A 19457-nucleotide genomic window follows, 5' to 3' on the forward strand; every position below is an offset into this window, starting at 1 on the left:
CGCCCCACTCCGGAGCCAAGAAGCGCCCGTCCCGGCCCGGGACAGCGCGATCTGCAAAACGTAGGGGAGGCGGAAAAAGTTCCGAAACAGGCCCTGTTCAGGGGGCGCGAGGCTCGATGATGGCGAGGAATTCGGCACCGTAACGCTCCAGCTTGGCGTCGCCGATTCCGTGTATTTCGCGCATCGCCGCCGCCGTCGTGGGCCTGTGGGTGGCGAGTTCGACCAGGGTGCGGTCGGAAAAAACGACGTAGGCCGGAACGTTCTGCGCGCGCGCCAACCTGGTCCGTAGCGAGCGGAGCGAGTCGAGCAACTCGCTGTCGGCGTCACTCACGATCGGCGACACCGTGGCACGCTTGTCGCGACGCTCTCCCTTGGACGTCGGCGACGACACGATCTTGCGCAGCTCGACCTTCTGCTTGCCCTTCAGGACGGCCCAGCCCTCGTCGGTCACCCACCAGCGGCCGTGTTCCATCAGGTCCTGGGCAATCAGCCCGATCGCCGAGAGCTGGCGGAAGATGGAGCGCCAGTCCGCAGCCTTGCGGTTCTTGCCGACCCCGAAGGTCGGCAGCCCGTCATGCTTGAACTTGGCCACGTTGTCGGTGAGTTCGCCGGTGAGGATGGCGACGAGATGCTCCATGCCGAAGCGCTCACCGGTACGCACGATCGCCGACATCGCCTTCTGAGCATCGATCGTTGCATCGAACAGCTCGACGCCTTCCTGGCAGAGATCGCAGTTGCCGCAGATTTCCGAGGCCTCGCCGAAATAGGCGAGCAGCGTCTGGCGTCGGCAACGCGGTGCCTCGGCCAGTGCCAGCAGCGCACCCAGTCGCTGGCGTTCGATTCGCTTTCGCTCATCGGAGGAATCGCTTTGCTCGATCTGCAGGCGGCGGAGCTGCATGTCGCCAAGTCCGTAGAGCGTCAGCGTGTCGGCCGGCAGCCCATCGCGGCCGGCACGACCGATTTCCTGGTAGTAGGCCTCGACGTTCGACGGCAGGTCGGCGTGGCAGACGAAGCGCACGTCGGGCTTGTCGATGCCCATGCCGAAGGCGACGGTGGCGGTCATCACCAGCCCGTCTTCCTGCTGGAACGCATCCTGGTTGGCATCGCGCACAGACTTTTCGAGGCCGGCGTGATAGGGCCGCGCGTTGATGCCCGCAGCCTTGAGCGTCTCGGCCAGTTCCTCGACCTTGCGGCGGGACGAGCAGTAGACGATGCCGCTCTCGCCCGGATGTGCCTGCACGAAGGACAGGACCTGGCGCGTCGAACGTTCCTTGGGCCTGAAGGCGAGCTTGAGGTTGGGACGGTCGAAGCTTCGCACGAAAACGCGCGGCTCGGTGGCGAACAGCTTCTCGACGATGTCGCCGCGTGTCGGTGCGTCGGCGGTGGCGGTGAAAGCCAGCGTCTGCAGACGCCCGCCGATCTGGCGCGCCAGATTGCCCAGCGTCAGATATTCGGGCCGGAAGTCGTGCCCCCATTGCGAGACGCAGTGCGCCTCGTCGATGGCCATCATCGTGACCTTCGCGTCGGCCAGCATCTCGACCGTGTCGGGCCGCGCCAGCCGCTCCGGCGCCACGTACAGCAGGCGCAGTTCGCCGCGGCGCAGCAGGCCCATGACCCGCGCATTCTCGGCCGGCTCGTTGCTGGAGTTCAGGCTGCCGGCTGCGACCCCCGCGGCGGTCAGCGCCTGGACCTGGTCGCGCATCAGCGCGATCAGAGGCGAGACGACCAGGGTGAGGCCGGGCCGGGCGATCGCGGGGAGCTGAAAGCAGAGCGACTTGCCGCTGCCGGTGGGCATCACGGCCAGCACATTCTCGCCGGCCAGCACGGCACGCACGATTTCCTCCTGGCCGGGACGGAAAGCGCCGAATCCGAAGACAGACTGCAGCAGCGCTCGGGCGTTCGAGAGGGGATCGTTCATTGTTGCCGGCAACCTACCCCTGCACGCCCGCCTGCGACCATGTGGAATGCCGTCGCTGAGGGATGGCTCAGCCGCCGAGCCCGTATCGAAAAAAGACCATCTCAAGGCGGAACCCGCACTCTCCGTGCTCGTTCATCCGCCAACGATAGGGGATACAAATGCTGGGATTGAGCCTCGCCGTGCTGTTGGCGGCCGCGGGCATCGCGATCTTTCCGTGCTGGCGGCACAGCGCTCGTTGGGGTTACGGGCCGAGCACCGTCGCAGGTGGGCTGCTTTTTCTGGTGGCTGCCTTCACGATCGGCGAGCGCGCCGTGCCGCATTCTCTGTCGGCCACATCGGACCGTGCGCCGTCCCCACGCACACAGGCTGTCGTCGCGCAGGTCCAGGCCCTCCCCTAGCCGGTCCATAAATCGTACTTCGCACGGCAATGCGCGTAGAGTGAACCCAATGGCCCGACGATGCGGAGATTTTCTCCGCCTCGACGCCAGGAAACCAACCCCATGTCCATGAAACATCGCCGCGGCAACCGCGAGACGAAGAAGCCCAAGCAGGACAAGGCCAAGGTCGTCGCGCCGACCTTTGCATCCTCGATCGCCTCAGCGGTCAAGCCGGCCGCTCCCGCCAAGCGCAAGTAGCTCAGCCCAGAGTCACCACGACGGTCCGCCGGGCGACCTCGTCGCTCAGGCGGATCACCGCCTTGCCGTCCACCACCGGCTGCGTCGCGCCGTCCAGCTCGACGGCGACGACACCCCCGCTGACGCCCGCGGGATTGCGCACCTCGATCTCGTAGACAGATCCCCGCAGAGTAAGAGTCATCTCGAAGCCCGGCCACGCTGCCGGCAGGCAGGGCGCGACCTCGAACCGGTCGCCCTTCACCTTGAGGCCGAGGATCGACTCGATCCCGGCGCGATAGAGCCAGCCGGCGGAGCCGGTGTACCAGGTCCATCCGCCGCGCCCGACATGCGGCGCCACCGAATAGACGTCGGCTGCCACGACATAGGGCTCGACCTTGTAGCGCAACACGCCGGCGCGGGTCGCGGCATGATTGATCGGGTTGATCAGCGCGAAAAGCTCGTGGGCCTTGTCGCCCTGGCCCAGTGCCGCAAACCCCATGATCGACCAAGCCGCTGCATGCGTGTACTGCCCGCCATTCTCGCGGATGCCGGGCGGGTAACCCTTGATGTATCCGGGATCGAGGGGAGTCTTGTCGAAGGGCGGCGTGAACAGCAGCGCCAACCGGTCGCCGCGATGCACGAGCATCCTGTCCAGCGACTCCATGGCCTGAACAGCCCGCGCCGGGTCGGCCGCGCCCGAGATCGCGGCCCACGACTGGGCGATGGAATCGATGCGGCACTCTTCGCTCGCGGCCGAGCCCAGGGGCGTGCCGTCGTCGTAGTAGCCGCGGCGATACCAGGCACCGTCCCACGCCTCGCGGTCGAGTGCAGCCTTCAGCGCTGCGGCGTGTGCGATCCAGGCGGTCGCCCGACGCACCTCGCCACGGCTCTCGGCGATCGGCGCGAAGGCGCGGAGGGCCGCATACAGGAACCAGCCCAGCCAGACACTCTCGCCCCGCCCCGCCTCGCCCACCCGGTTCATGCCGTCGTTCCAGTCGCCGGTGCCGATCAGCGGCAGGCCGTGCGTGCCGGTGGCCAGGCTGAGATCGAGACCGCGCGCGCAATGCTCGAACAGCGACGCGGTCTCGTCGGCCTCGCCGGGCTGGAAGTAGAGATCGTGTTCGCCCTCGCGCAGCGCCGGCCCGTCGAGGAAGGAAACGCGCTCGTCGAGGATCGCCGCATCGCCGGTCGTCTCGACATAGTGCGCGGCAACGGTGGCGAGCCACGCACGATCATCCGAGATGCGCGTGCGCACACCCTGGCCGGCGATCGGAAACCACCAATGCTGGACATCGCCCTCTACGAACTGCCGCGACGCCGCGCGCAGGATATGGGCGCGCGCCAGCGCGGGCATCGGCACCGACAGCGACATCGCGTCCTGGAGCTGGTCGCGGAAGCCATAGGCGCCGCTCGCCTGATAGAAGGCCGACCGCGCCCAGTAGCGGCACGCCAGCGACTGATAGAGCAGCCAGCCGTTCAACAGGATGTCGGTCGCGGGATCGGGCGTCTTCACCTGCACGGTGCCCAGGACACCGTCCCAGAAGTCCACCGCCTCGCGATGCACGGCGGCCAGATCGGCAGCCCTGTACCGCGCGATCAGCGTCCGCGCCTCGGCCTCATCGGCCGCCTGCCCGAGGAAGCAGACGACTTCGTGGACGCCACCCGGCTTCAGGTCGACAGTGGTCTGCAAGGCGGTGCAGGGATCGAGGCCCGCGCCGAGGCGCTGCGACAGCGGCAGATCGGCGCTGAGCGCGGCGGGATGGTCCATCCTGCCGTTGCGGCCGATGAATTCGCCGCGATCGCCCGTCCAGGCGGTCTGGCGCCCCGCGAGATCGGCAAATGCGACCCGACCGCCATGATGGAGATTCCATCTGTTGCGCGCGAAGATTGCACCGGTCTCGCCGTCCCGCTCCGTGACGACCGTCGGGCCAGAGGCGCCGCGGGCAAGGCCCAGGACCCATTCGACATAGGCGGTGACCGAGAGCCGGCGCGGACGGTCGGAGATGTTGCGGATGGTGAGCCGCGATATCTTGAGGGAATCGCCCAGGGGAACGTATTGCAGCAGATCGAGCGCGATGCCGTTGGCCACCAGCTCGAACCGGCTATAGCCGCGGCCATGCCGGACGATGTAGGTCGCCTGCTCGAGCCGCACCGGCTGCGCCGTCGGCGTCCACAACTCGCCGCTGTCGAGGTCGCGCACATAGAAAGCCTCGCCCGGCCGGTCGACGACCGGATCGTTGGACCAGGGCGTGAGCTGGTTGTCGCGGCTGTTTTGCGACCAGGTGTAGCCACCGCCGTCGGCCGCCACCTGAAAGCCGAACGACTCATTCGAGATCACATTGATCCACGGTGCCGGTGTCGACTGGCCGGGGCCGAGGACGGTGACGTACTCCCGGCCGTTGGGCGAGAAACCGCCCAGTCCGTTGAAGAACTGCAGCGCAGCCAGGGCCACAGGCTGCGGCGGCACTCGCTTCGAGCCGGCATCCGCGGCAATGACACGACGCAACGGCGGCGCCACGCCGCGCGGTGACTGGAGCCGGTCGAGCTGGTCCGACAGGCTGCCACGTCCACCCCGCAGCACCACGCGGGCCAGAGCAATCAGGAGCGCCCTGGTCTCGGCGGAAATCAGATCGGTGCGCAGGACGAAGACGGCGCCCGGTAGGTTCTCGACCCCGAGATGGGTCCGGGCGCGGCTGGCGCGAACCAGCGTCTCGAGCATGGACTGGAGATCCTGCACATAGGAAGTGCTGCGCTCGTTCAGGATCACGAGATCGACCGACAGACCCTTGAGCTGCCAGTATTCGCGTGCACGCAGGAGTTCGCGCACGATGCCCGTGTCCTCGATCTCCTCGACGCGCACCAGCACGATCGGCAGATCGCCGGAGATGCCCTGCGACCACAGGATCGGCGGCGCCGCGAGGCCGCGCCGTATCGCGTCGGGCGAGGAACGCAGCGCCGGATTGGCGTAGAGCACGTGTCCCGCCAGGCGCTGGAAGTAGCTCGCCTCGACCGCATCGATGTCGAGATGGCGAAGCTGAACCTGAGCCTGGGTCCAGGCGAGCGTGGTGGCGCGCGTGAAGGCATTGACGTCGAGGTGACGGTCGATCGCATCGAGCAACGCTTCGCGTGTCGATGCGACGACTGTCCAGAAGGCGATCCGCGCGACGCCGCCCGCGGGTACCTGCAGGCGCCGGCGCAGGGCGAATACCGGATCGAGGACCGACCCCACCGTGCCGGAGAGCCGGCGACCGTCGGTTACCGCGATCGCGTCGCCGATCTCGTTGCCGCGACCGATGAAACGGGCGCGGTCCGTCTCGACCTCGATCTCGCCCACGGCCACGCCTTCCACCACCGCCAGTTGGGCCGCCCACAGTTCGGGCTCGCCCGGCCCGCGACGTCGTCGCGTGGCCAGCAGGGCGCCGGAGGCCGGCAGAAATTCGGTGTGCACGAACATCTTGGAGAAGGCCTGGTGCGCCGCATCCGCGCCGCGCGGCGCCAAGACGATTTCGGCGTAAGACGTCAGCTCGATGGTCCGCGGCAGCCTGCCGACATTGGTCAACGTCACGCGCCTGACGTCCGCGTCGTCTTCCGGAGAGACGACCACGTCGAGGCTGGTGACCAGCGTGCCATCGTGGCGCACGAACTCGGCGCGATCCTCGGCGAACATCACTTCGTATCGATCGGGGCGCTGGCGGCACGGTTGAGGCGTGGCCGACCAGACTGCACCGGTCTCGACGTCGCGCAGGAAGATGTAGCTCCCCCAATCGTCGCGCGTCGTGTCCTCGCGCCACCGGGTCACCGCCTGGGTCCCCCATTGGCTGTAGCCGGAGCCTGCCGCCGTCAGCATGACCGAATAGCGTCCGTTCGACAGGAGATGAACCGAGGGGCTGGCGGCGTGCGGGTTGCGCAGGCGACGCACCAGCGCCGGCTCGACGTCCTTTGCCAGCGCGCTGGCGCCGACTTCCTCGGCGCGCGGATGGGCGACCGCGACATCGCGCGGCGCGCGCTCCTGCAGGAACAGCTCCGTCGCCTGGACGCCCGGCTCGGCATGGAAGCGTGACCGCATCACACCGTCGAGCAAGGCGTTGGCAATGGCCACCACCGTCATGCCCTGGTGATGGGCCATGTAGGCAAGCACGATCGCGCGCGCGTCGCCGTCCGGCAGGCGCGACGGCGTGAAGTCGAGTGCCTCGTAGAAGCCGTAGCGACCGCGCGCTCCGATGGTGGCAAGCCGCTCGAAATTGGCCGCCGCCGCCGCGGGATCGACCATGGCGGCCAGGCCGGTCGCATAGGGCGCAATGACGAGGTTCTCGCTCAGGCCACGCTTGAAGCCTAGTCCCGGCACGCCGAAATTCGAGTACTGATAGGTGAAATCCTTGTCGCGGGCATTGTAGGCCGATTCCGATATCCCCCACGGGAGACCGAGGTCGGTCGCGTACTGAATCTGCCGGCGGACGATGAGACGGTTGGTCTTCTCGAGCAGGCTGCCGAGGGGCGCACGCATCACCAGCGACGGCATCAGATATTCGAACATCGATCCCGACCACGAGACCAGCGCCGCGCTGTGGGCGACCGGCGTTACCTCGCGACCCAGCCGGAACCAGTGTCGCGCCGGGATATCGCCCGCCGCGATGGCGACGAAGCTCGCCAGCCGCGCTTCGGAGGCAAGAAGGTCGTAGCAATTGACGTCGAGCCGGTCTTCGGCGACCAGGAAGCCGATCGACAGCAGTCGGCGGCGCTCATCGAACAGGAAGTCGAACTCCATGGCGCTCGCCATGGCCCGCGCGGATGTCTCGACCGTGAGCAATCGACGGTGCAGATCGTCCGCCATGCCGTCGGTCAGGGCGTCGCGATGATGGCTGGCGATCGTGCGATGAGCCGCCTCGATCCAGAACAGCATGTCGGCGCTCTCCGGATCGGCACGCTCGCTCGTGAGCGTGCGCGCGAGGTCGACGGCGGTTTCCGCCATCGCCAGTGCCGCTTCGAGGCGGACCGGTGCCCCGGACAGGGCCGCCGCCAGCCCGTCGAACGCCCGAACGAGTTCGGGCCGGGTGACGAGATGGGTGCGGCGATCGTCGGACAGCGCCGACAGAGCCTCGCGGGCAAGCGCGAGACTGTCGGACGCGCCGCGCGCGCCGTCGGGCGGCGCGGAGCCTCGCATGCGCCAGGCGCCACAGGCGTTGGCAAGCGCGATCAGGTGTCCGGCGAGGTTGCCGCTGTCCACCGTCGAGACGTAGCGCGGATCGAGGGGGCGCAGATCACTCGTGTCGTACCAGTTGAAGAAGTGTCCGCGAAACCGTTGCAGCCTCTCCATCGTCGCGAGGGTGGCTTCGAGACGCTCCACCGCCTCGGCGGTGCCGATCCAGCCGAACTCGCGGGCAGCGGCCGTCGAGAGGAGCAGCAGACCGAGATTGGTCGGCGACGTGCGGTGCGCCACGACGGCCGTCGGCGCCTCCTGGAAGTTGTCCGGCGGCAGCATGTTGTCCGCCTCGGTGACGAACGTCTCGAAGAAGCGCCAGGTCTGGCGCGCAATGAGGCGCAGCGAGGCCGCCTCGGCGGGCTTGACCCGCAGGCTGCCGGCATCGCGCGGCGGACGGCTCACCCAGTCGGCGACCGCGGGCGCCAGCAGCCAGGCCAGCACGAACGGGGCGGCGACCGGCATCGCCGCGCCGCCGGCCAGCCAGACCACGCAAGCGGCGACGACCGCGACCACGACGCTTCCCGCCATCTTGCCATAGAGGCCAGGCCACCCGGCCCGTAAGCTCTGCTTGGATTGGGCGGCGGTGATCCATTCGAGGAGACGACGATGGCTGACCACGAGCCGGAACAAGGTCCGGCCGATCGCGTCGGCCATCAGCCAGGCATGGTGACCCAGGAACACGAAGAGCAGGCCCGTCTGCAAAACCGCGGAAACGACGTCGCTCCACAGCGCATCGAGATGACTGCGGGTCGTGATCTTCGCATGTCGCGGGAACAAGGCCGCGATCGCCGGCAGAAGCGTGGGCAGCGCGATGACCAGCAGCACGAAGCCCGTCCAGACCAGCGCGGCGCCGAGGGGCAACGTCCAGCCCGCCAGTAGCGAGAGGACCGCCGCCGGCGCCGACAGCGTGCGACGCAGATTGTCGAACATTTTCCAGAAGCCGATGGCAGGCAGGAACGCCGTCCGCGCACCGGGTCCCGTCGATTTCACGACCCCCAGCATCCACGGCAGGAGCTGCCAGTCGCCCCTCGCCCAGCGATGCTGGCGCGCCGCCGCCACGTCGTACCGCGCGGGGAACTCCTCGATGACCTCGATGTCGGAGGCGAGGCCCGAGCGCGCGAAGGTCCCTTCGAAGAGATCGTGGCTCAGCATCATGCTGTCGGGAACGCGGCCCTGCAGAGACGCCTCGAAGGCATCGATGTCGTAGATGCCCTTGCCCGAATAGGAACCCTCTCCGAACAGGTCCTGATAGACGTCCGACACGGCGGAAGCGTAGGGATCGATGCCGCTGTTGTTGGAGAAGACGCGTTGGAAGCGCGAGCCCTCGGTGCCGACCGGCAGCGAGGGCGTGACGCGCGGCTGCAGCACGCCATAGCCCTCGACCACGCGGTGCCGGGCCGCGTCGAAGCGCGGCCGGTTCAGCGGATGGGCCATCTTGCCGACCAGGCGAACGATCGCGTCGCGCGGCAGACGCGTATCGGAATCGAGGGTCACGACGTAGCGCACATCCGCGGGCAGCACCCGCTCGGCGGCCGGCACGGCGACGAAGGTCGTGCCCGTCGAGCCGCGCAGCAGATGGTTGAACTCGTGCAGCTTGCCGCGCTTGCGCTCCCAGCCGATCCAGGCCCCCTGCGCCTCGTTCCACCCGCGCCGGCGATGAAGCAGAAAGAACCGATCGACGCCCTGTTCCGCCGGATAGCGGCGATTGAGACGCGCGATCCCGTCGACCGCGGTCGCAAGCAAAGCCGCATCCTCCGGCATCGATTCGGCGGGTGCGTCCGTCCAGTCCGACAGCAGGGCGAAATGAATCGCACCGGCCGGATTGGAGAGATGGTGGACCTCGAGGCTCTCGATCAGCTCCTCGATCGCCGCCGGCGTCGTCAGCAGGGTTGGAATCGCCACGACCGTCCGCAGATGCGCCGGCACGCCGTCGCGCAGTTCGAGGCTGGGCAGCAGCGTGGCGCCGAAGCCTCCGGTGATCAGCCGGTTGACCACCAGGAGTGCGGCATCGACGGCGGGCAACAGACCCGCAGCGGCCATCCCGAGCAGCAGCGGGCCATGAAGTCCGAGCAGCGACAGGCCGATCAGCGGCAGCAGGAGTACGATAGCGGCCGTGACGGCAACGGCGCCGACATACCCCGCGAGGCCGGTTCGCACGAGCCGCCGCCGCACGGTCAATCCCCTGGTGCGGAAGCCGACCGACCGCTCGAACGCCCGGCGGCCGCTGCCGATGAGATGGTAGCCCGGCTCGCGCCGCCGCGCGTCTCCAGCGTCGTCGACGGCGCAGTCCGCCGCCACGGCCAGAGCGCGCCGGGCGATCTCCGGTTCGTCGAGCGCCGTACCACGGGCAATCTGCTCGATGGCGGTGCGATAGAGGTTACGGCCCGCGAAATCCATGTCGACGAAGACGCCGCCGGTGCGCAGCACGTCATCGACCGGACTCACCTCCTCGAAGAGCTTCGCCCAATCGACGTCGGAGACCAGGCGCATGCTCGTGATGATATTGCGGACCGTGACGTTGGTCGCGCCCTGCAACTGATGCTCGCGCCGCACCAGCTCGTCGGCACTCGTGCCCTCGCGCGCCAGGCGCTTCTCGAGCCAGCCGACCGCCGGGGTGGTGTCAGGATCCTGGTCGCGCAGGCGATGGACGAGCTGGACGGCGAAGCCTTCGGAAAAGCCCTCCCGATCGTACGGCTCGAGGGCCGCGGGATCGGCCTGATGATCCTTCACGCCCAGCAGGCGATCGGCGACCAGGTCGGCCTGTTCGCGCTCGGTGCGCCGGTTGACGATACGGCTGGCCGAACGCCGCAGGTTCTCGATCAGGACGATGCGGAGCGTGATGGCGACGGCCCACAGCTCGCCGATGGAGAGCGGCTGGACGGTCTGGTAGGCGCGCACGAAGCGGGCGAGCGTCTCGGGATCGAAGCGGCTGTCCGTGTGGGCCACGAAGGCCCAGGCCAGCCCGAATACCCTCGGATACCCTGCCAGCGGTCCTTCGCTGAGCTTGGGAAGCTGGCGATAGTAACCGGCGGGAAGGTCGGTGCGGACCTCCCGGACCTGCTGCTCCACGAGATGAAAATTATCGAGGAGCCATTCGGCGGCGGGCGTCACCGTCCGGCCGGCATCGACGGCCGCCGCAATCGAACGGTAGGCCTCCAGCAGCACGCCCTCATTGTCGCGCAGGCGGACAACGAGCGACTTGCCGGCGGTCAGCGCGGCATGGACGGGTTGACTGGCCGCCAGGCTTTGGGCGTGTTGCTCCAGCCGCTCGATGCCGAACAGTTCGCTGCGGATGGCGTCTTCGTCTTCCCGAATAGCAGCGGGTCGCGCGCGCCCGAAGGCGCGCCACGCGAACAATTTCAAGGATGTCGGCCTTTCCGGCAAAGGCGCGCATACAACGCAAAAAGGCGTTTTGCACGCTCATGAAGCGCCCCTCGCTCGGCGGGGGTCGCTACGAGGTTGTATTCTACAGCAGATGACGGGCGGCGACGAATCGCAGTGAGAGTGTGAATGCGCCCGGCCGTTTGCAGTTCCGGGCGACTATTGATTCCGGTTTTGCTATCGCTTTTCCGGACATCATCACGGGAGACCGATCAATGCTTCGCCTTGCCACCCTGGCCGCCGCTGCCGTCCTCGCCACCTCGGCAGCCCTTCCCGCCTGGGCACTCGACTGCCCCAAGCCGCAGCCGATGGCCAAGCCCGGTATCCTGAAGGAGACTCCCGCCCAGATGGCCGCGGTCGGCAAGCAACTCGCAAGCCCCGACACCCTGAACGCGATCGCCTCGGTGACCGCGGATCTCCGCATCCGCTATCCCGGCGTCGAGAGCGCCGAGGTGGTGAACTATCTGGTCACCGCCTACTGCCCGGCCGTCGCGGCCGACAGCAAGCTGAGCGAAGCGCAGAAGAAGTCGGCCGTCGACGGCTTCGCCGCCCAGGTGATGAAGCAGGTCTATTAAGCATATGATCCCGTCGTCTCGACCGTAGCCGAGCGCAGCGAGGCGGAGTGAAGAGACCTTCTCTCCACGATTTGCCGGCTTTTGGTCGAGAGAAGATCTCTCCACTGCGCGCCGGAGCCTGCCCCGAGGGCTTCCGAGGGGGCGCTCCGGTCGAGACGACGGATTTACTGTGATTCGGATCTTGCCCGGCTGAATCGATCCGACTTCATTCCGGTCTAATGACGAGCGGCCTGGCCGCCGTCGAGGGTCATGACCACGCCGCTGATGTAGCTGGCGCGGTCGGAGGCGAGGAAAACGGCGAGGTCGGCGACCTCGTCGGGCTCGGCGGCGCGGCCGAACGGCATGTGCTTCGTCAGCTCCGCCCAACGCTCGGGATCGCCGAACTTCTTTTCGGCCTGTTCGCGCAACCGCGTCAGCATACGGTCGGTGCGGGTCGCCGGCGGATTGATTCCCACCACGCGCACGCCGTGATCGACGCTCTTCGAGCCCACCGCGCGGGTGAAGGCCATGATACCGGCATTGCCCATCGTGCCGGCGACATAGTCGTAGTTGAAGCTCTCGCCGGCCAGGCCGATCACGTTCACGACGACGCCCGCCTTGCGCGCGTACATCTTCTCCAGCATGGCGCGCGTGGCGTTGATGTAGCCGAACACCTTGAGGTCCCAGGCTTCGCGCCACTTGGGCTCGGTCATGCCGAAGATGTCACCCTGCGGGATGGCGCCGGCATTGTTCACCAGGATGTCGGCATGGCCGACCGCCTCGACGACGCGGCGCGCGGTATCGCCGTTGGAGAAGTCGGCGGGATGGATCTCGACCGGCACGTTGTGGCGGGCGCGGATCTTTTCGCGCGCCGCTTCCAGAGACTCCTTCGACCGCGAGGCGATGTGCACGGTGCAGCCCTCGGCCGCGAACCCCATGGCGCAGGCGAAGCCGATGCCGCGGCTGCCGCCGGTGATCAGCACGGTCTTGCCGGAAAGCTTCAGGTCCATTGGTCGTTCCCCCTTGGCAGGCTGTTGAAATGGTTTTTTGCAGGTGCCGGCGGAAAAGATCGACCCGCCAGCGGTACCAGGATACCTGCGTCAAGGGGGTGCGACTCTCGCTTCGTTTGATTCGTTTATTTCGTTTGTTTCGTTTATTGGGCAGGACTCGGCTTCTTTGACGGCCTGTCAGAGCCGGTAGACACTGTCGATGGTGGCCCGTCCGTCCTCGGTCTTGACCCGTCCGTCCTTCACCATCTGGACGAGATGGGCCAGCATCGAGCGGCCGGCCGCGGGATGGAGGTGGACCGGCGTGTCGGCGTAGTTCTTGGCGACCATCTGCGGGACGGTCTGCGGCCCGTCCTTGAGACGGGCGATGATCTGCGCCTCGCGCCCCAGCCGATGCTCGATATAGGCCTGCACGAACGGATTGGGATCGCGGATCTCCGCGCCGTGCGTCGGAATGTAGAGGCTCTCGTCGCGCGGCAGCAGCTTGCGCAGCGAATTGAAGTAGTCGGCCATGTTGCCGTCGGGCGGCGAGATCACCGCCGTCGACCACCCCATCACATGATCGCCCGTGAGCAGCGCCTTGTCTTCCTTCACCGCGAAGCAGAGATGGTTGGAGATGTGGCCCGGCGTATAGACCGCCTCGACGTTCCAGCCGTCGCCCTCGATCACGTCGCCATCGTTCAGCTTGATGTCGGGCGCGAAGGAAAAATCGCCCGCCTGCTCCGTCGTCACGCCTTCCGGCGTCGGGTGCGGGCCGTAGCTGTAGACCTTGGCCCCGGTCGCCTTGGCCAGCGCGGGCGTGGCCGGCACGTGATCGATATGGGTGTGCGTCACCAGGATGTGCGTCACCGTCTCGCCGCGCAATGCGCGCAGCACGGCGTCGATATGCTCCTGCTGATCCGGGCCGGGATCGACGACCGCCACGTTGCCATGGCCGATGATGTAGGTGCCGGTGCCCTTGAAGGTGAAGGGGTTGGGATTGTTGGCGACGACCCGTCGGATCAGCGGCGTCACTTCCATCGCCGTGCCGTAGTCGAACTTGAAGTCCCTGATGAACGGAATGCCGGCCATTTCAGCCTCATCGGAGCGCGCCACTCCAGTGGCGCTCTTCTCTTGAATCATGAACGCCACTGGAGTGGCGCGCTCCAATCAAGGAGGAGTGAGTTTGTAGAGCGAGTTGCGGATGTCGGCGCTGACATAGACGACGCCCGTGCGTCCGACCGCGACGCCCGTCGGCACCAGCGCCGGCGGTCCGCCGGGGAACGGCGCCAGGCCGATATCGAGGTTCGACGCGATCACCGTCTTCGCGCCGGTCGCGGGATCGATGGCGACGACGCGCTTCTGGCCGACCTCGGCGACGTACAGCCGCCCGTCCGGACCGAGGTCGATGCCCTCGGGGCCGGTGAGATTGTCGGCCACCACCTTGCGTGTCCCCGCGGTGACGTTGATCTCGGTGACGGCGCCGGCCGAGATCTCGGTGACGTAGATCAGCGGGCCGGGCCCGTGGACCATGGCGACGGGACCGCGCAGCTCCTTCATCACGGTGCTGCGCTCCTTGCCGTCGGCGCTGACCTTCACGAGGTTGCCGCTCGCCAGTTCGGCCACGTACATCGTGCCGTCGGCGAACTCCACCGCATCGATTGGGGCGGCGAAGTCGCCCAGCGTCGCCACGAGCTTGCCGGTCTTGCGGTCGACCTTCTCGACGGTGTTGGAGAACCAGCTCGAGAGCAGCACGTTCTTCGGCCCGACCGAGATGCCGATCGGATAGGCGTGCGTCTCGCCATGCACGCGCAGTACGTCTTTCACCGCGCCATCGGCGCCGTCGACGGTGCGGTAGCTGAACACGTCGGCCACGTGCACCGTGTCCTTGCCGCCTTCGCTGGTCACCGCGAGGTCGGACGGAACGGCGAGCTTGCCTTCGACGATGGTGCGATGCGCGCCCGTCTGCTTGTCGACCAGGTAGACGCCGTTGTCGGTCATCGAGGTCACGAACAGCCGGCCGCGCGAATCGAAGGCGAGATTGTCGAGGCCGGGCTTCATCGAGGCCACCAGCTTCTTGGCCTTGCTGGTCAGGCTCACGCTCCAGATGCCGCCCGTGCCGGTATCGACGACGTAGAGGTTGTCGCGGTTCTGCGGATCGATGTTCGCGGCGGCCGGAGTCTTGAAGCCCGAGGCGATCACTTCGGTGGCGCCGGTCTCGAGATTCACCTTCACGATCTCGCCCTTGAACCACAGAGGGCCGTAGAGGAAGCCGTCGTCCTTGTGGACTTCGAAGCCGTTGAGGCCGCCCAGCTTCTCGGCGATGCGGCGCAGTTCGTTGCGCGCCAGCGGCTTGAAGTCGGGCTTGTCGACGTTCTTGATGTCGATCTCGTAGAGCGCGTCGCCGAGGAAGACCTCGGACACGAACAGTCGCCCATCCTTGCCGAACGCAAGCGAATTGGGACCGCTCAGCCCCTGGGCGACCTCGATGGTCTTGCCGTTGGGCTTGCGCACATAGACCTTGCCGATCAGGAACGCCGTCCAGGCCATGGTCCCGTCCTCGGCGAAGGCGATGTCGTCGGCCATGCCGGTCGGCGGATCGATCACGCGGTCGACCTCGCCCGAGTCGACCTGGACGCGATACAGCGTCTGGCCGATGACCGAGCCGGCGAAGAGCTGGTCGTCCTTGTTGAAGGCAAGCCCATGCACGCCATGGAACCACGAGCCCGGCACCAGGAATTCCTGGTTATACTCCTTGGGCGGCGGCGCTTCGGCCTGCTGCGCCAACGCGCCACCGGTCATGCCGAACGCAATCACCGCCGACGCGACAATGCGGCCCAACCCCATCCCGTTTCCTCCGACCGTCCCACTCGCGGCGCGGACTTTAGACCGCGTGACGGGTTTTGTAACGCCGAACCCTTCGGCTACCATCGCCGTTCGACAGAAGAACGCTCATTCTGCAGGAGGAAATCATGGCGGGTCCGCTCACTGGACTGACGATCGTAGAGCTGGCCGGTATCGGTCCGGGCCCGATGTGCTCGATGATGCTGGGCGACATGGGCGCCGACGTGATCCGGGTCGATCGTACCAAGGCGCATGTCATGGACCGGCTGGCCGATCCGAAGTTCGCCGTTCACAACCGGAGCCGTCGTTCGGTCTCGGTCGACCTGCAGAGCAAGGCGGGCGTCGAAGTCGTGCTGCGCCTGATCGAAAAGGCCGACGGCATGACCGAGCCGTTCCGTCCCGGTGTCGCCGAGCGGCTGGGCCTCGGGCCCGACATCTGCCTCGCGCGCAACTCCAAGCTCGTTTACGGCCGCATGACCGGCTGGGGCCAGGACGGCCCGCTCGCCAAGGCCGCCGGCCACGACATCAACTACATCGCGCTGACCGGCGCGCTGCATGCGATCGGCGGCAAGGACAAGCCGGTGCCGCCGCTCAACCTGGTGGGCGATTTCGGCGGCGGCGGCATGCTGCTGGCCTTCGGCATGGTGTGCGGCCTGCTCGAAGCCCAGCGCTCCGGCAAGGGCCAGGTGGTCGACGCCGCCATGGTCGACGGTGCCGCGCTGCTATTGGGCGGCATCTACGGCATGGCCGGCGCCGGCCTGTGGAGCGACCAGCGCGAGGGCAACATGCTCGATGGCGGCGCGCACTTCTACGGCACCTACGAGACCAAGGACGGCAAGCATGTCTCGATCGGCTCGATCGAGCCGCAGTTCTACGCGCTGCTGCTCGAGAAGACCGGCCTGAAGGACGAGCCCTTGCCGGCGCAGATGGATCGCAAGGCCTGGGGCCAGCTCAAGGACCGGCTGAGCACCATCTTCAAGACCAGGACACGCGACGAATGGTGCGCGATCATGGAAGGCACGGACATCTGCTTCGCGCCGGTGCTGAGCATGAAGGAAGCCCCGCACCACCCGCACGCCAAGGCGCGCAACGCCTATGTCGACGTGGCCGGCTTCGCGCAGCCGGCCGCCGCGCCGCGCTTCTCGCGCACCAAGGAAAGCGTGAAGGGTCCGGCAGCCAAGCGCGGCCAGCACACCGACGAGATCCTGTCCGAGCGCGGCTTCTCGGCCAAGGAGATCGGCGAACTGAAGGCCGCCGGCGTCGTCGGCCCGCAGGCCTGACGTCACACTGCTGAAGGGCCACCCATGATCCGTGCCTTCGAACTTGCGGTGCAGCAGCTTGGCGATCCCAAGCTGCGCAGCATCGTCTGGCAGTCGCTGGCGCTGTCGCTGGTGCTGCAGATCGCACTGGGCGTGCTGGCCTGGTGGGGGCTGCAATCGCTTGCGACCTTTCAGTGGTCGTGGGTGAACGAGACCATCCGCTGGCTGGGCGGCGGCGCCGTGGCGGTCCTGGCGCTGATGCTGTTCCCGGCGAGCTTCGGCATCGTCATTTCGGTCTTCATGGAGCGGATCGCCGACATCGTCGAAGCGAAGCACTATCCGCAGCTCGGCCCGGCCCGCGGCATTCCGCTCTGGACCGGGCTCTGGTCGGGTATCCTGTTCCTGTTCACCCTCGTGGCGATCAACCTGGTGATGCTGCCCTTCTATGTGGTGGCGCTTTTCGTCGCCGGTCTGGGCGCCGTCCTTTTCTATGGCGTCAACGGCTTGCTGACGGGCCGCGAATACTACGAGCAGGTGGCGCTTCGCCGCCGCGACCCGGCCGAGGTCAAGGCCTGGCGCAAGGCCAATACCGGCACACTCTGGCTGACGGGCATCGGAATCGTGTTCCTGGGCACCGTCCCGATCCTCAATCTGATCGTCCCGGTGCTCGGCATGGCGACGATGGTGCACATCGCCCAGACTCTGAAGCCGCCCCTTAACCGACCGACCGGGCCGCGTTAAAGTAAATTTATGAGATCTGCATTTGGGGCACTCGCGGCCATCCTTCTGCTGGGTGGCTGCCAGACGGGCGGCACCCAGGAATATTCACTGGGCGCCGGGGAAAAGGGCGTTTTCAGTTCGCGCAACGCCGGTTCGCCGATCCCTGCGGATCGCATCAAGGGTCTCGACGAGGCCCAGCTGGTCGCCTTGTTCGGCGCACCGCAGCTCGACCGCAAGGACGGAACGGCCCGGGTGCTGCGCTACAAGTCGGACGCCTGCACCCTCTTCATCTCGATGTACCAGCGCGACGGCCAGCCTTTTAAGGCCGAGTTCGCCGACGCCTACGATACCCAGCTGCGGCCGTTGCCGCCGGACCAGTGCGCCGGCTCCATCGCGGCGCAGAAGAAGCGCGTCGCCTGACGTCGCGGCCCGGCTCAGGTCCCGCTTTCTCCTGACAGCCGCCGCCAAAGCGCGGCGATCGCTGTGCAGGCCCGCTCCCGGGCAATCATGTCGAGATGGCCGAGACCGGGCACGACTTCTACGGAAATCCGAGGATTGAGCTCGTTGAGCAGGGGAGCGTACTGCTCGGCCCGGAACAATTCGTCGTTCGCGCCGACCGCGACGATCGTCGGCCGGTCGATGCGCGCAATCTCGCGCCGCCAGTCACGGCTGAGCTGAAGCGCCGCAGCCAGCCGGAAGGAATAGGCCGGCGTGCGGTTCTCGCTCGGCCCCGAAGCGGTGGCGAAGCGCACGACCGGCAGCCCCTGGAACCAGGGCAGGCCGAAGCCATCGAGGACCGTGAGGGCGATCACGCGCGGCACCGCCACGCTCGCCCAGCCGCCGGAGTCCGGTCGCGTGGTGGGTGCGTCCTGCGCGATGTAGGGCGAGATCGCGAGGTAGGCATCGAAGGCCTGCCGGTTGGCGCCGCTGGCCGCGCGCAGCACGAAGCCACCGCCGGACGAGAAGCCGATCAAGGTCCGCTGGATCTTCGGATCGGTGAGGCCGGTCGCCTTGAGGAAATCCATGAGGTCGTCGTCGAGCTGGGTGCGATACGACGTGTCGCCGATGGCCGTGCCGCTGCCGCCATGGCCGCGCAGGCTGATCGAATAGACCGTGGCCCCCGCCGCCTGCAGCGCCTGCGCGGTCTTGTGCATCGAGATGCTGGCGCTCGACGAGCCGTGGACCAGCACGACGGCGCGGTCGGGCCGGGCCGGATAGACACGGTAGGCCAGGGGCGCCCCGTCGCGCGCCATCACGCGCTGCACGGGAGGAAGCTCGGCCATGTTCCAGGTCGACATGCCCGGCAGGGAATCGCCTGCGAGCAGGCGCGGCAATTCACCGGGGCTGTTGAAGGCAATGACACCGCCGAGGCCCGCCGCCACGGTCAGCAGGAAGATCGCGGGCGCCCACCGGAGCCGCCGGATCCAGCGGCTGGACCGGCCGCCGACACCGCCCAGCCAGCCCAGGCCGAGGCCGGCCACGAACCCGCCAACGCCACCCGCCACGGCGATCCAGGCAGGCTCGGCCCGGAGCGCAGGCGCCATGCCGAAGACGACGCCCAGCGCATAGCGCGCGGCGAAGATTCCGATGCCGAAGACCAGCATGAACCAGCCGCCGGCGATCTCCAGCCGGCCATCCTCGAGGCGCCGCACGGGGCGGCGGCGGCCCAGCAGGCCGCCCAGCGGCAGCGCGACCGCCAAGGCCGCCAGCCAGGCGACCCCGGCCAGCGCCGGCTGAACGGCCTGACCCAGTCCGACGAAAGACAGGACGAGTCCGACGGCCGGCAGCACCGCCAGCCGCCACAGCGGCAGGGTCCGGGTCCGCAGCCCGAGCACCCCCAGCCAGACCACGAGCGCCATCAGCGGCCACACCCAGAGCGGGGTGTTCCTGACGATCTGGAGTACGGTTTCGAAAAGTGACGACATTGAGGACCCCGGGGAAGGCGGCGTTGCCCTCACCTTCCGCGCCCTGCCGGTCCGGC

Annotated in this window: 12 protein-coding genes; 6 read left to right on the top strand and 6 right to left on the bottom strand. The window is 67.6% G+C overall.

Translation table 11 applies throughout. The annotated features are described in order from the left end of the window. Positions 1-97: 97 nt before the first annotated feature. A complete protein-coding gene (gene recQ, locus ACP15H_RS23515; protein WP_425068557.1) occupies positions 98-1918 on the bottom strand; it encodes a DNA helicase RecQ in 1821 nt (606 codons plus the stop codon). A 158-nt stretch (positions 1919-2076) separates the two neighbouring features. Here recQ and ACP15H_RS23520 point away from each other — a divergent pair, with 158 nt between their 5' ends. Beyond that, complete coding sequence (locus tag ACP15H_RS23520) at positions 2077-2316, top strand: DUF3309 family protein (RefSeq protein WP_425068558.1); 240 nt, start codon at positions 2077-2079, stop codon at positions 2314-2316. Positions 2317-2418: 102 nt separating this feature from the next. Continuing rightward, on the top strand, positions 2419-2553 hold the full coding sequence (locus ACP15H_RS23525; protein WP_298307624.1) for a hypothetical protein: 135 nt from the start codon (positions 2419-2421) through the stop codon (positions 2551-2553). Position 2554: 1 nt separating this feature from the next. Here the strand turns inward: ACP15H_RS23525 and ACP15H_RS23530 are convergent, their stop codons facing one another. Beyond that, a complete protein-coding gene (locus ACP15H_RS23530; RefSeq protein ID WP_425068559.1) occupies positions 2555-11095 on the bottom strand; it encodes a GH36-type glycosyl hydrolase domain-containing protein in 8541 nt (2846 codons plus the stop codon). Between the two features lie 233 nt (positions 11096-11328). Here ACP15H_RS23530 and ACP15H_RS23535 point away from each other — a divergent pair, with 233 nt between their 5' ends. Then, positions 11329-11688 (top strand): hypothetical protein, encoded by a 360-nt coding sequence (locus ACP15H_RS23535; protein WP_425068560.1) that lies wholly within the window; start codon positions 11329-11331, stop codon positions 11686-11688. Positions 11689-11903: 215 nt separating this feature from the next. On the opposite strand, the gene ACP15H_RS23540 is transcribed toward ACP15H_RS23535, so the two are convergent. The 3 genes from ACP15H_RS23540 to ACP15H_RS23550 form a co-directional block, all read right to left on the bottom strand. Beyond that, the gene (locus tag ACP15H_RS23540; protein WP_425068561.1) at positions 11904-12677 is read right to left on the bottom strand and encodes an SDR family oxidoreductase; all 774 of its coding nucleotides are present in this window, start codon (positions 12675-12677) and stop codon (positions 11904-11906) included. 177 nt (positions 12678-12854) lie between these two features. Next, positions 12855-13745 carry an MBL fold metallo-hydrolase gene (locus tag ACP15H_RS23545; RefSeq protein WP_425068562.1) on the bottom strand — a complete coding sequence of 297 codons (891 nt, stop codon included), beginning with the start codon at positions 13743-13745 and terminating at the stop codon, positions 12855-12857. A 78-nt stretch (positions 13746-13823) separates the two neighbouring features. Beyond that, positions 13824-15500 carry a hypothetical protein gene (locus ACP15H_RS23550; protein ID WP_425068563.1) on the bottom strand — a complete coding sequence of 559 codons (1677 nt, stop codon included), beginning with the start codon at positions 15498-15500 and terminating at the stop codon, positions 13824-13826. 125 nt (positions 15501-15625) lie between these two features. Here ACP15H_RS23550 and ACP15H_RS23555 point away from each other — a divergent pair, with 125 nt between their 5' ends. The 3 genes from ACP15H_RS23555 to ACP15H_RS23565 are packed head-to-tail and all read left to right on the top strand — an operon-like array spanning position 15626 to position 17896. Further along, entirely contained in the window at positions 15626-16777 is a 1152-nt protein-coding gene (locus tag ACP15H_RS23555; RefSeq protein WP_425068564.1) for a CaiB/BaiF CoA transferase family protein, read from the top strand. A gap of 24 nt (positions 16778-16801) precedes the next feature. Continuing rightward, positions 16802-17497, top strand: coding sequence for an EI24 domain-containing protein (locus ACP15H_RS23560; protein ID WP_425068565.1), 696 nt, complete (start codon positions 16802-16804; stop codon positions 17495-17497). A gap of 9 nt (positions 17498-17506) precedes the next feature. Further along, positions 17507-17896 carry a hypothetical protein gene (locus ACP15H_RS23565; RefSeq protein ID WP_425068566.1) on the top strand — a complete coding sequence of 130 codons (390 nt, stop codon included), beginning with the start codon at positions 17507-17509 and terminating at the stop codon, positions 17894-17896. A gap of 14 nt (positions 17897-17910) precedes the next feature. Here the strand turns inward: ACP15H_RS23565 and ACP15H_RS23570 are convergent, their stop codons facing one another. Then, complete coding sequence (locus ACP15H_RS23570) at positions 17911-19401, bottom strand: alpha/beta fold hydrolase (RefSeq protein WP_425068567.1); 1491 nt, start codon at positions 19399-19401, stop codon at positions 17911-17913. Positions 19402-19457: the final 56 nt, after the last annotated feature.

Source organism: Reyranella sp., assembly GCF_965249915.1.
Taxonomy (GTDB): domain Bacteria; phylum Pseudomonadota; class Alphaproteobacteria; order Reyranellales; family Reyranellaceae; genus Reyranella.